Annotated in this window: 8 protein-coding genes and 3 pseudogenes; 7 read left to right on the forward strand and 4 right to left on the reverse strand. The window is 58.4% G+C overall.

The window, feature by feature from the left end; translation table 11 throughout:
• Positions 1–955: 955 nt before the first annotated feature.
• Together KBW81_RS05475 and KBW81_RS05480 are read right to left on the reverse strand one after the other, a co-directional pair.
• Positions 956–1,270: pseudogene (locus tag KBW81_RS05475) on the reverse strand (transposase domain-containing protein); the annotation flags it as partial.
• A gap of 55 nt (positions 1,271–1,325) precedes the next feature.
• A pseudogene (locus tag KBW81_RS05480) lies at positions 1,326–2,082 on the reverse strand (IS256 family transposase); the annotation flags it as partial.
• 96 nt (positions 2,083–2,178) lie between these two features.
• On the opposite strand from KBW81_RS05480, the pseudogene KBW81_RS18835 reads away from it, so the two are divergent.
• Positions 2,179–2,520, forward strand: a pseudogene (locus KBW81_RS18835) (transposase); the annotation flags it as partial.
• Between the two features lie 115 nt (positions 2,521–2,635).
• Here KBW81_RS18835 and KBW81_RS05490 read toward each other — a convergent pair.
• On the reverse strand, positions 2,636–5,176 hold the full coding sequence (locus KBW81_RS05490; RefSeq protein ID WP_254248612.1) for a hybrid sensor histidine kinase/response regulator: 2,541 nt from the start codon (positions 5,174–5,176) through the stop codon (positions 2,636–2,638).
• A 19-nt stretch (positions 5,177–5,195) separates the two neighbouring features.
• Positions 5,196–5,711 (reverse strand): putative pterin-binding protein, encoded by a 516-nt coding sequence (locus tag KBW81_RS05495; protein WP_367305325.1) that lies wholly within the window; start codon positions 5,709–5,711, stop codon positions 5,196–5,198.
• Positions 5,712–6,271: 560 nt separating this feature from the next.
• Between KBW81_RS05495 and KBW81_RS05500 the strand changes: the two genes are divergently transcribed.
• The 6 genes from KBW81_RS05500 (at position 6,272) to KBW81_RS05525 (ending at position 13,165) form a co-directional block, all read left to right on the forward strand.
• Positions 6,272–6,886, forward strand: coding sequence for a response regulator transcription factor (locus KBW81_RS05500; protein ID WP_090184240.1), 615 nt, complete (start codon positions 6,272–6,274; stop codon positions 6,884–6,886).
• Positions 6,887–7,027: 141 nt separating this feature from the next.
• Positions 7,028–7,612 carry an ANTAR domain-containing response regulator gene (locus KBW81_RS05505; RefSeq protein WP_090184236.1) on the forward strand — a complete coding sequence of 195 codons (585 nt, stop codon included), beginning with the start codon at positions 7,028–7,030 and terminating at the stop codon, positions 7,610–7,612.
• Entirely contained in the window at positions 7,609–8,709 is a 1,101-nt protein-coding gene (locus tag KBW81_RS05510) for an ABC transporter substrate-binding protein (protein WP_254248613.1), read from the forward strand. Before KBW81_RS05505 ends, KBW81_RS05510 begins: the two co-directional genes overlap by 4 nt.
• Before the next feature lie 270 nt (positions 8,710–8,979).
• On the forward strand, positions 8,980–10,329 hold the full coding sequence (locus tag KBW81_RS05515) for a CmpA/NrtA family ABC transporter substrate-binding protein (RefSeq protein WP_254248614.1): 1,350 nt from the start codon (positions 8,980–8,982) through the stop codon (positions 10,327–10,329).
• Positions 10,330–10,397: 68 nt separating this feature from the next.
• Positions 10,398–11,480 (forward strand): ABC transporter permease, encoded by a 1,083-nt coding sequence (locus KBW81_RS05520; protein ID WP_254248615.1) that lies wholly within the window; start codon positions 10,398–10,400, stop codon positions 11,478–11,480.
• A 5-nt stretch (positions 11,481–11,485) separates the two neighbouring features.
• Positions 11,486–13,165 (forward strand): ABC transporter ATP-binding protein, encoded by a 1,680-nt coding sequence (locus tag KBW81_RS05525; RefSeq protein WP_254248616.1) that lies wholly within the window; start codon positions 11,486–11,488, stop codon positions 13,163–13,165.

A 13,165-nucleotide genomic window follows, 5' to 3' on the forward strand; every position in this document is an offset into this window, starting at 1 on the left:
TAGTCGCCTCAAAAATGCAGTTTGGGGGGGCTTCTGTTTTTGGGATGGTTCGTTGAAGAGGCTGCTTGAGGCTTCTGATGTGTTTTTGCCTTACAGGGCTTTCTGTAATTTCAATTTGATTCCCCCCGTTACACCTTACATGTGTATCACGAGGTGGCTGTATAGGTATCACGAGGTCAGATAGAATTTTGAGGTCTTTTTTGAGCATCGGCCAATCTGACCTCGCGCTACACAGGCGAGCACCTCGTGATACCACGACGAGCACCTAGTGATACTTTACGCCAAATTATCATGATTTTTGGGAGGAAGCCGCTGGTCTGTTATCGAATGCCCACCACAGGCTAGTAGCGGTATCCAAAGTGGCCGGTGAAACTAAGATGAGCATCCCATGATATCTGAATGATGAGGTGCACACCTTGCTCACTCTACCCATTTGCAGCTCTACCAGAAGTGAGGAGCTGCCTGCGATTGCCAAGCAATTTCAGGCTAAATCTGTGTAGCACATACAGCAAACAGCGAGTGACCGGCATAGCTAGTTTCATCAAGATTTTCATGAAAAAAGTTATAGGTGTAACATATTGATTATAAATAAGTATTAGCGATGTGTAACGCTTAATTGCTATAGGAGTAGCGCGAGGTGCGCGTAGGGGTATCACGAGGTGCCACTACGTGTATCATGAGGTGGTTCTAGGAATATCGCCAAGTGGCTGCTGGAGTATCACGAGATGCACCCAAATACATTGAAAACACATTGAAAAGCATGTGCTTTCTATGTGTTTTGCATGGCAAAGACATGTATTATACCTGTCAAAGCACTGTATAGTGTACGGATAGTGCATGTATTATACGGTTGAAAGCAGGGTTGATAATAAGCGCGGTTTACGTCCCATTGGAATTTTACTTGCGGGCATTATTTGCGATGAGGTTAGCCTGACGCTTTCGCCTTCATAAGTGGTCAGAATGAACTCAATGGGGATTCTCGGATGAGCTCATTGTAAGTACGGGGCAGCCGCTGCGTAGCCCAGGGCATCAGGTCATTGATATTCGTGTTGAGGGATGGCCGTTGGCGAGCTTGGTGAAGATATCGCGCAGGTAGGCATAGGGTTCGACACCATTCATCTTGCAGTAGCCGATCAGGCTGGCGAAGCGCGCCCAATTACGACCCCCCTTCATCGTGGCCGGCAAAGAGCGCGTTGCGGCGGTTCATGGCTGGGCTTCGAATGGCGTTTTCAACGAGCTCTGAAGCGATGTCGACTTGGCCATCTTCGAGGGGAGTGTCATAAAATCTGCGTATCTGGTCTGGCCCATGCGGGTTTCAGATACAATTATGCATTGAAGCGATCTTTGAGCATGATAGCGAAATGTTTGCGTGCGGCAAACCATTCCCGAACATTTCGACCACCTTTCTCGAAGTTGCTGATCGCCAGGTAGATTAGCTTTGTGGCAGCATCTTCGGTCGAGAATGATCCCCGCGTCTTGATCGATTTGCGGATCACCCGGTTTAAACTCTCTCTCGCGTTTGTAGTGTAGATGATCTTGCGGATCGCCGGATCGAAGGCAAAAAACGGGATCACCTCTTGCCATGCTCGGTGCCAGGCCGAGGCGATGGAAGCGTATTTACTGGCCCATTTTTCCTCAAAGGCATCCAGCCCGGCGGCCGCCTGATCGGCTGTCGGAGCACTGTAAATCCGACGCAGGTCCACGGCCACTGCCTTGCGGTCCTTCCAGGCGCAGAAGTTCACCAAGTGGCGCGCAAGGAAGACTATACAGGCTTGCACTACTGGTTCCGGGAAGCCTTTGAGGCCATCCACTACCGCGATCAGGATGTCCTGCACCCCGTGGTTCTTCAGCTCCATCATCACGAACAGCCAGAATTAGGCGCTCTCGTTATCGGCAAGACATAGGCCCAGGACCTCGCGCATTCCATCCCAGTTGATTGACGCCGAGGGCGAAATAGACGGCCTTGTTCTTGAACATGCGGCTATCTGCGTCACGGACTTTGTCTCGGTGAGCGCTTAAAATCACGATCGTATACATTCGGTCCAACGCCCGGGACTGCCATTCTCGCACTTCGTCCAGCAGTTCCTTGGACATCGTCATCGTCCTTGTTCCTCACATGAACACGGACCAGTTTTCGGCTACACAAAAGATAGGACACTCTGAATCAGAGCGGTCTAAATCACCGACAGCAACACCGATGATCCACCGATGTTGCCCGATCTGTTAAATAGATCTCGCGCGATCAGCAGACGGGAGCGTGACTTCGGATGGCACCTATGACATGCACCGATGCCACTACGCCATTGCCGATCGGGTAACGTCTGAGGTTGTCCGGCCGCGCAAGAATGCCCAGCCTTGGAAGCCTACCACCGCCGGTGCCATCGCTAGGATCTAAGCGTTGCGCATATCAAAATTTCTGGACCGGGCAAGATGGCGGAACGTGAGCGGATACCACTGCCGGAACCGCGTCGAGACAAAGTGCATTGTATGAAACTGCTGGGCCAGAGCCTGTCGGCGCGTCGCGATCCTTAAGGTCTACGCCGCCGTTGGTACCTCTGTCACTACAGCCACGGGATAAATTCGCCTGTGAAAAGGGGAGCCTTGTCTGTCTGTTGAATTGCGCACCAGATTCACGCTAACCAACCAAGGCGCGGGTGGCTTTCCAGATCGCGGGCAATTTGCTGCGCAGTGCCATCACTGCGCTTTCATTGCCCTGCTTTGCCGCTGTTTCCATCTCTTTAAGCTGAGTATGCAGCGCGGTTGCGCCGAAAACGGCCGCGCTGCCGGCAAATTTGTGGCACTGCGGTGCGAGCGCGGACAGGTCATGCGACGCTGGATCATCCAGCCACAGTATAAACTGTTCAACCTCTTCGACGAAAACGCCAGACATGCGGGCATAGCCACTTTCGCCTAGAATCTCTCGGGTTTCAGCGTTGTGTTCGCTATCCAAAACTTGCGGTGCTGCGGCTTGGGGCGTGGCAGGCTGGACGGCCCCGGTATGGCGGCCCAGCACATCGGCCAAGGCGGCCTTAGTCAACGGCTTTGTCAGGACGCCGTCCATACCATCGGCCAGAAAGTTTACCTGCTCTTCCTGCATCGCATTCGCGGTCAGGGCAATAATCGGCGTATGGGCCGACGGACCCGTGCCGCGCCGGATTGCGCGGGTGGCGGTGCGGCCATCCATCACGGGCATGCTGATATCCATCAAGATCAGGTCAAACCGCCGCGACAGTGCTGCCGTGACGCCCGCGCGGCCATCGTTTGCCTCGGTCACGCGGTGGCCACCTTTTTCCAGCATGTCGCGCACGACGGTGCGGTTAATCTCGTTATCCTCGACGACCAAAACCTGCAAAGGCCGTATTGGACGCGCCGCCGGCGGGGGCAGGGCGGGCTGCCGTTGCACCGGCTGCGCCGCTGAAACGGGAAGGCGCACCCAAAAGGTACTGCCGCTGCCAAGGACGCTTTCGACCCCGATTTGTCCGTTCATTGCAGAGACAAAGCGCTTGGCGATGCTAAGCCCAAGTCCGGTGCCGCCCACATCCCGGTCATATGCCGTATTTCCGGTCACGAAATCATCGAAAACCCGGCCCGCCAGATCGGCGGACATGCCAGGACCGGTGTCGCTGATGGTAAAGCCAAGCTGAATCACATCGCCGTAAGGCTGCGCGGCCACAGTCAGTGTGACGTTGCCATTGCGCGTGAATTTCACGGCGTTGCCGATCAGGTTCAGCAGGACATGCTGCAGGCGGTCGGGATCAGACTTGATCCAATTCTGCGGTGCCCCGTCCCAGCCCCAGCTGAGGGTGGTTTGGTTCGCACCCGCCATACTGGTCTGGCTGTCGATGATGTCTTGCAACAGCACGGACAAATCCATCGGCTCTGACTTGGTCGTCATTTTGCCCGCATCATAGCGCGTGATGTCGAGCACGTCAGAGATATGCCGCATCAAAAGCCGGCCAGAGGTGTCCATATTGCGCACATACCGGGACTGGCTTTGTGTCAGTTCTGTTTCGCTCATCAGTTCAAGGTTGCCCAGCAACCCGTTCAGCGGGGTGCGGATTTCGTGACTCATGGTGGCTAGAAACTCGGTCTTAAGCTTAGCCCCTGCAACCGCGGCATCGCGGGCCGCGACAAGTTCAACCTCATCAGCCACGCGCTTTGTGATGTCGCGTAAAAAGGCGATGAAAATCTCGCCTTCAGTCGTGATTGAAGAGTGGATCGCCATCTCAATTGGGAATAGTTCCCCATTTGCACGCAGCGCTTCCAGTCGCACCCGGCCTTTGCCCACTACGGCCTTTTTGCCGCCATTGCGCATCCGCTCCATGCCTGCGTAATGCACGTCGCGCAGTTTGGGCGGCACGATGACTGTTGCTAGATCTCGACCTACGACGTCTTCGGCGAAATAGCCAAAGATCGCCTCTGCTGCGGGGCTGAAGGTCAAAATGCTGCCCTGCGCATCAATGACGATGACCCCGTCCAAGGACGACGAAATGATCGCATTCATCCGCGTAGAAGTCTGATGCTGCTGATGCTCTCTTCTGGTCAGGGCGCGCAGCAATCGGTTCAGGTAAAGCACTGCAACCGCAAGCACCCCGATCAAGATTGCCAACACGGCGGCCAGTTCAATCATCGTGGCCGCGACCGCACTGCGCTGCTTGTCCGAAGCGGTGGCAAACAAATCCAGCCCGCCATTCGACAGATCACGCACGTCGCGGCGCGTTTGTATGGATGATTGTCGCAGGTCCGGTAGGGCGGCTAGCAGTGCCGCATCATCGCCGTCGATCAGCGGCACGCTAAGGCGCAGAAAAGTCTGAACCGCATCCAAAGAGGTTTGAAAATGTTCGTCATCGCGCAGCTCTTCAAAGACCGTCGCCTGCAGCACAGTTGTGATCCGACTATAAAAGATGTCGAACCGCTGTCGCACATTTGCCAAATCAACGGGCAATTCAGCCAGAGTCTTGCTGAACTCCAGAAACTCAACCTCTGTCTGTGACAGCTGCCATTGTACGTTGTCAGAATTGGCAGAGCCCAGCAGGCGTATCTCTTTTGTGACGCTGAACGCCAAGAAGATAACCGCGGAAAACGCCAACAGGCCGGACAACACTGCAAAGGTGCGCCCGGCCTTGTTGCGTTGTTTGGACTTCATGGCCAAGTAGGTTAAATCCCGATCGGACATGATGCGCCCTGCAATCAGCTTAGCGCATCACTTCGATCCGGTCCAATTGCCAAATGCTGCGCGAGTACACAACCTCAGAGCGATAGTCCTTGTTCGAATCGTAGGGGTAAACGATCCACAGCGGACCCTTGTCGCGGACCGACATTTCTTCGCCATTCATCAGAACGGCGATGATCGGCCCGCCCTCGACAGCGTCAGATACTGGGATTTCAACAGTATAGTCGTTAATCGCGGTCGCCAATATCTTGCCTTCGGTCAAGCCCAGCAGTTCGGCAAGCGCAGCCAATGACGTTCCCTCATAGGTTTGGATGCCGTCGGACCAAATGGTTGTCGTTTCAAACGATGTCATATCAAGCGCAGCAAGCTGTTCGCGGTCAAGTTGTAGGGTGTCGCCAACATTCGTCACATCGATATCGCCCGAGACCGTCAACAGGACGTCGCCCTGCGGTGCGGCCATATCCTCTGCCAGCGCGGCGGTGGCACAGGCCAGTGCAAGGCTTGCGCCCATAGCTGTATTCAGAACCATTTTAAGCATCGCTACATCCTTTTACATCATGAGAAAACTATACCGATAGCCCGTTAGTTCCGCATGCGGTCATTGGGATAGCCGGCTATCCTTTCGGATAGGTTAACCGTGGATGACCTACGCTATCGTGGCCGCTGCGCTAGATGCTGCCATCCGGCCCAACATCAGTTTCGGTATCCTTCGCCTTTAAGGCGAGACGGGTGATATGTAGAATTAGCATAAGGCTGTGCCGCCCGCCTACGCCAAATAAAGCCAAATGCAATTGGATCGCAGATAGATTTTCGCATCATATCTGGCTGTATTCTTTACGCTTCGCAAATGGGGCTGAGTTCTATTCATATGGCGTATATTCATTGCGATCGCATTTTGCGGTGAAAAACGGCGATGTCTGGTGCAGGCCATTGGGCAGGGCAGTGTCCGAACGGGTTATCGTCAGGCAATGCGATGTCTGTTAGAGGTATCTCAGGCTAGTAAAGGTATCCATAATAGTTAAAGTTGTCGAAAATTTTTGCGAAAATCGCGCCAGTAAATGGCATACTGACAGCCAAAGACACGACTAGGGATAGCGCATGAGAGTATTGATCGCCGACGACCATGACCTTTTGCGCGATACGCTGGTGATGTTTCTGCAATCCCAAGGCGGCATGGAAACCGCATCCGTCGGCACCTTTGGCGAAGCCTGCGCGCGGATCGAGGCGGACGCGCCTTATGATCTGGTGCTGCTGGACTACAACATGCCCGGCATGAACGGGCTGAACGGCTTGCGCACCGCGATTGCGATGGGCGGCGGCCAGCGTGTCGCGCTAATCTCTGGCGAGGCGACGCGCCAGATCGCCGAAGACGCGCTAGAGGCTGGTGCCGCTGGCTTTGTCCCGAAATCGCTGCCTGCCAAGTCCCTTATTAACGCCGTCAAATTCATGGCCATGGGCGAACAATACGCGCCCATCGAATTTATGACCGCTGTGGACGATGTCACCTCTAACCCATTGGCGGAAAAACTGACCGCGCGCGAATTGCAGGTCCTCAAGGGCCTCACAGAGGGTAAATCCAACAAGGAAATCGCCCGCGATCTGGATGTGCTAGAGCCGACGGTCAAGCTGCATGTCAAAACGCTGTATCGCAAAATCGGTGCTGCCAATCGCACCCAAGCGGCCATGATCGCGCGCGAAGCAGGGCTGTACTGACCCCAATCGTACCCGAAAAATGGTGCAATTGCCGTCGGTGAGTGGCGCAACTGCCTGAAATAGCGGCACCTGCACTTTTCATGGGCCAAATAGTCGCGCAAACCGTTGCCAATCGCCGGCGCCTCTGGTGACGCTGCCAATATGCAGCGCCGCTTGAAAATCACCATCGTCGAAAGCGACCCGGCCCGCGCCGCCTTGATCGAACAAAGCCTGCTGCGCGCGGGGGAATACGAGCTGACGACCGTCACCGATATGACCCGGCTGACCGCCTCAATCGCCGCGCATAACCCCGATATCGTGCTGATTGACCTTGATAACCCGTCCCGCGATGCGCTCGAGGCGCTGACGCTTGCCTCTGCCCCGCTGGAACGTCCCGTCGCGCTGTTTGTCGACCAAAGCGATGCCGACCTGACGCGATTGGCGATCGAGGCAGGGGTGTCCGCCTATGTTGTCGACGGGCTGCGCGCCGACCGGCTGAAGCCGATCATCGACGCCGCCATCGCGCGCTTCAGCATGTTTCGCCAGATGCGCACTGAACTGGCCACCACGAAACGCGCGCTAGAAGAGCGCAAAGTCATCGACCGCGCCAAGGGCCTGTTGATGAAGGCCAAAGGCATCGACGAAGATGCCGCCTATAACTTGCTGCGCCGCGCCGCGATGGACCAAGGCCGCAAGGTCATCGACGTAGCAGAGGCGCTGGTATCCACGGCGGGGCTGCTGTCGTGACCACGCATTTGCCCGTCGGCTTTCTGCCCCTGATTGACGCCGCCCCGCTGATCGTCGCCCGCGAAATGGGCTTTGACCGCGCCGAAGGCGTCACGCTTGATCTGCGCCGCGCCCATTCGTGGTCGGCGCTGCGTGATATGGTGTCATTCGGTCAAGTCATGGCGGCGCAGATGCTTGCCCCCATGCCTGTCGCGACCGCGCTGGGCCTCAGCGGGGCAGGGGGACCACTGGCTGCTGTGGCGGTGCTGTCCACCAATGGCGAAGTGATCGGCGTGAGCCGCCGGATCGAAGAGCGCCTGCGCGCCAATGGCCACGGTTTTGATTTCCACGATGCCCGCGCCGCAGGGCTTGCCTTGATCGCCGCCGCAAATGGCCCGCTGCGCATTGGCGTGCCGTTCCCGTTTTCGATGCATGCCGAACTGCTGTATCACTGGCTGACCGCGCTGGGCCTGCCTGCGCCTGCCGGCGTTGATATCCGCACCGTGCCGCCGCCCTTGATGGCCGCCGCGCTTGCCGCCGAAGAACTGGACGCCTTTTGTGTCGGAGAGCCTTGGGGCTCTATGGCGGTTGAAAACGGCTCTGGCGCTTTGCTGTTGCCCGGTGCCGCGATCTGGCCCGGTGCGCCGGAAAAGGTGCTTGGCGTGCGGGCTGATCTGGCTGATACCGCGCCAGAGCCGCTGTGCGGCCTGATCCGCGCGCTGTGGCGGGCGGGCGAATGGCTGGCCGACCCATCCCATCGCACCAGTGCCTGCGCCATGCTGTCGGGCCGCGATTATCTAGAGGTGCCGGACGAAGTCATCGACCGCGCCTTGTCCGGTCATCTGACAATCACGCCGCGCGGTGACAGCCGCAGCGTGCCGGGCTTCGTCGACTTCACCCGCTATACCCCCCAGCCGCAGCACGCGGCTTGGATCGGCACGCAGCTGGCCGCCCGCATGGGATTGGACCGCACCAGCGCCCGCGCGGCGGTTGTGGCGACCTTCCGCACCGACTTGCATAGCCAGATCGTCCACGCGATTCCCGGCTACCAGACGCGCCCCAGCGGCTTTGCCCGTTCGTTTGATGGGCAGGATTTCAGCGCAGTCCTGCCAGAGTGATGCAAAAAGCGGCACTCCTATGCCGCGATGCAGAAAATCACGCTGCAGTTGCACCAAACCCCGCATTCACTGTTGTTTCGCCGCCAAAGCGCCGCCTAACCTAAGTTCATAGGCAGACAATGGCGTCCGCCTGACCCCATTCCCAAGTCCGGGTTACCCGAGCAAAGCCGCTCGACCCTTTATGCCAATGCATGAAGTTGGTCAGCGGCTATTTTTGTTTGTCTGGGACGTCTTTCCACCGCGCTCCAGATCCATCGCAAGGAAATCGACATGAGAAAACTACTCTGCAGCCTGATGGCAACCACGATGATCGCCAGCCCGGCCTTTGCCGAAATGCTGGAGCTTGAGAAAGACGAGCTTACCTTCGGCTTTATCAAGCTGACCGACATGGCGCCGCTCGCCATCGCCTACGAGAATGGGTATTTCTTGGACGAAGGTCTGTTTGTCACGCTTGAAGCGCAGGCCAACTGGAAGGTCCTGCTGGACGGCGTTATCGGCGGCCAGTTGGACGGCGCACATATGCTGGCCGGTCAACCGCTGGCCGCAACCATCGGCTACGGCACCAAAGCGCACATCATCACGCCCTTTTCCATGGACCTGAACGGCAACGGCATCACCGTGTCGAACACCGTGTGGGAGGCGATGAAGCCAAACATCCCAACGGATGCCGACGGCAAACCGCAGCACCCGATCAGCGCCTCTGCACTGGCCCCCGTCGTGGAAAGCTACAAAGCGGCTGGCAAGCCCTTCAACATGGGCATGGTGTTCCCGGTTTCTACCCATAACTACGAATTGCGCTACTGGCTGGCCGCTGGCGGTCTGAACCCCGGCCAATATACGCCCGCTGACACCACCGGCACCATCGGCGCTGATGTCATGCTGTCCGTCACCCCGCCGCCGCAGATGCCCGCCACGATGGAAGCCGGCACAATCGACGGTTACGCCGTGGGCGAGCCGTGGAACCAACAGGCTGTCGTCAAAGGCATCGGTGTGCCGGTCATTACCGATTACGAGCTGTGGAAGAACAACCCTGAAAAAGTATTCGGCATCACCGACGCCTTTGCCGAAGAAAACCCAAATACCACGCTGGCCCTGACAAAGGCGCTGATCCGCGCGGCGATCTGGCTGGATGAAAACGACAACGCCAACCGCGCCGAAGCGGTCTCGATCCTGGCGCGCCCCGAATACGTCGGCGCAGACGCCGAGGTCATCGCGGCGTCCATGACAGGTACCTTCGAATACGAGCCCGGCGATGTGCGCGATGTGCCCGATTTCAACGTGTTCTTTCGCTACAACGCGACCTATCCGTTCTATTCCGACGCCGTTTGGTACCTGACCCAGATGCGCCGCTGGGGCCAGATCGCCGAACCCAAAGACGACGCTTGGTTCGATGAAACCGCAAAGTCCGTCTACCGTCCGGACATCTACCTCGAAGCCGCCCGCATGCTCGTCGACGAAGATCTGGCGGCAGAGGCTGACTTCCCTTGGGACAGCGACGGCTACAAAGCCCCGACACCCGCCGCCGACATCATCGACGGCATCCCCTACGACGGCAAAACCCCCAACGCCTATATCGACAGCCTGCCGATTGGCCTGAAGTCCGGCGACATCGCTGGTTGACGCCACCTGCCGTCCCGCCGCGCTGGCGGGACGGCACTGCCCCCTGATCCCACCCACGGAGCCACGCCATGACCGCCGTCGATCCCGATCACATCCAAGCCCAGCACCGCGAAGCCCGCCGCGCCGTCTGGTTCACCCGCATCAACAAGGCCGACGCCTGGTTTTCCGTCCTTGGCCTTGCTTGGGTGACGCCAATGCTCAAGGCGGCTGCCGGGGATAATCCCCGCGCGCAGGGCAAGGAAATCTGGCGCTTGCTGGGCGTGCCCCTGCTGTCCATCGCGATTTTCCTGATGCTGTGGTCGGCGCTGGCGCCCAAGGTCGTCACGTCCCTTGGCGCGATCCCCGGCCCGGTGGCGGTGTGGGATGAAGCCAAAGGCCTGCACGCCGACGCCGTGGTGAAATGGGAAAAAGAGGCTGTGTTCACCGACCGCCTTGACCAGCGTAACAAACGCCTGATCGACGCGGGCCGCGGCGACGAGGTCAAGGACATCGCCTACACCGGATCGCCGACCTACTACGGGCAGATCTGGACCTCGATCAAAACGGTGTTCTTCGGCTTCCTGATCGCATCCGCCATCGCCATCCCCCTTGGCATTGCGGCGGGCCTGTCGCCCACAGCCAATGCGGCGCTGAACCCGCTGATCCAGATCTTCAAGCCGGTCTCTCCCCTCGCGTGGTTGCCCATCGTCACGATGGTCGTCAGCGCGGTCTATGCCACCAACGACGGCTTTTTCTCTAAATCCTTCCTCGTGTCTGCCATCACCGTAACGCTCTGCTCGCTTTGGCCGACGCTGATCAACACAGCGCTGGGCGTGGCGTCCATCGACCGCGACCTGATTTCCGTCAGCCGCGTGCTGAAAATGGGCCCCTACGCCAAGATCACCAAACTGGTGCTGCCGTCCGCCTTGCCGCTGATCTTTACCGGATTGCGCCTGTCGCTGGGCGTGGGCTGGATGGTGCTAATCGCCGCTGAAATGCTGGCGCAGAACCCGGGCCTTGGCAAATTCGTCTGGGACGAATTCCAGAACGGATCATCCCAATCGCTGGCGCGGATCATCGTCGCGGTGCTGACCATCGGCATCATTGGCTTCCTGCTCGACCGGGTCATGTTCGCGATGCAGTCCTTCTTTACCTTCTCAGCGCAGCGGTGACCCTGATGAGTATTCTGCAATTCAAAGACGTCGGCAAAGGTTTCGGGGAAGGCACCCACCGGACTGAAATCCTGAAACACATCGACCTTGATGTGAAAGAAGGCGAATTCCTTGCCATCCTCGGGTTTTCCGGCACCGGAAAGTCCACTCTGATGAACCTGATCGCCGGGCTAGAGGCACCCGATACCGGCGATCTAACCTTTCGCGGCAAGCCCATCGGCGGCCCCGGCCCAGATCGCGGCCTTGTGTTTCAAAGCTACAGCCTGATGCCGTGGCTGACCGTGCGCGGCAACATCATGCTCGCGATTGAGGCAGTCCACGGCAAGCTGCCTAAGGCAGAGCAAACCGCCAAGGCCGATCACTACATCGCCATGGTCGGGCTGCCCCACGCCGCCCACCGCTATCCATCCGAACTGTCCGGCGGCATGCGCCAACGCGTCGCCGTGGCCCGTGCACCGGCGATGGAGCCTGACCTGCTGCTGCTGGACGAGCCTTTGTCCGCCCTTGATGCGCTGACCCGCGCCAACCTTGCCGATGAAATCCTAGAGATCTGGGAGGCCGACAAGAAGACCTGCATCCTGATCACCAACGATGTGGACGAGGCGATCTTGCTGGCCGACCGCATCATCGTGCTGAACCCCGATGGCACGCTGGCCGATCCTGTCGCCGTCAACATCCCGCGCCCCCGTAACCGCGACGCGATGAACCACGACGCAGGCTTTAAAAAGCTGCGCGCGCAGGTGACGCAATACCTGATGGACGTCGGTATCGCCGCCAAAGTTGCCGAAACGCGGCACTTGCCCAATGTCACCCCGATCCACCAGACCATCCCCGCCGTGGTGAAAGAGGCCCGCGAAGGCATGATCGAGGAACGCTTCCTCGACTTTTCGCAGCTGCACAAAGTCTACCCCACGCCCAAAGGCCCGCTGACGGTGGTCGAAGACTTCAACCTCAAGGTCAATCAGGGCGAGTTCATCAGCCTGATCGGCCACTCCGGCTGCGGCAAATCCACCGTGCTGACCATGGCCGCCGGCCTGAACGAGATCAGCAAAGGCGCGATCCGCCTTGATGGACGCCACGTCGAAGGCGCGGACCCAGAACGCGCGGTCGTGTTCCAATCGCCCAACCTGTTCCCATGGCTGACCGCCAAGGAAAACGTCGCGATTGGCGTGGACAAGGTTTACCCCAAGGCGACCCAGGTCGAGCGGCAAGAGGTGGTGGAATACTACCTTGAACGTGTCGGCCTGGCCGATGCGATGGACCGCGGCGCGCATTCCATGTCGAACGGCATGAAACAGCGCGTCGGCATCGCCCGCGCCTTTGCCCTGTCGCCCAAACTGCTGCTGCTGGATGAACCCTTTGGCATGCTGGACAGCCTGACCCGGTGGGAACTGCAAGAGGTCCTGATGGAAGTCTGGTCCCGCACCAAAGTCACCGCGATCTGCGTGACGCACGACGTGGACGAGGCGATCCTGCTGGCCGACCGCGTCGTCATGATGACCAACGGCCCGCAGGCTACCATCGGCAAAATCACAGACGTGAAACTGCCGCGCCCGCGCACCCGCAAGGCGCTGCTGGCCCACCCCGACTACTATGAATACCGCCAAGAAGTCCTTGATTTCCTGACAGAATACGAACACGGCGCAAAGCCTGCGCCGAAACCTGCCACCATCGCAGCGGAGTAA

It is taken from the genome of Loktanella salsilacus (assembly GCF_024206795.1).
Lineage (GTDB): Bacteria > Pseudomonadota > Alphaproteobacteria > Rhodobacterales > Rhodobacteraceae > Loktanella > Loktanella salsilacus.

Coding starts and splice junctions, on each gene's coding strand:
- KBW81_RS05490 (WP_254248612.1), bottom strand. CDS start 5,176: ATGTCCGATCGGGATTTAACCTACTTGGCCATGAAGTCCAAACAACGC.
- KBW81_RS05495 (WP_367305325.1), bottom strand. CDS start 5,711: ATGCTTAAAATGGTTCTGAATACAGCTATGGGCGCAAGCCTTGCACTG.
- KBW81_RS05500 (WP_090184240.1), top strand. CDS start 6,272: ATGAGAGTATTGATCGCCGACGACCATGACCTTTTGCGCGATACGCTG.
- KBW81_RS05505 (WP_090184236.1), top strand. CDS start 7,028: ATGCAGCGCCGCTTGAAAATCACCATCGTCGAAAGCGACCCGGCCCGC.
- KBW81_RS05515 (WP_254248614.1), top strand. CDS start 8,980: ATGAGAAAACTACTCTGCAGCCTGATGGCAACCACGATGATCGCCAGC.
- KBW81_RS05520 (WP_254248615.1), top strand. CDS start 10,398: ATGACCGCCGTCGATCCCGATCACATCCAAGCCCAGCACCGCGAAGCC.
- KBW81_RS05525 (WP_254248616.1), top strand. CDS start 11,486: ATGAGTATTCTGCAATTCAAAGACGTCGGCAAAGGTTTCGGGGAAGGC.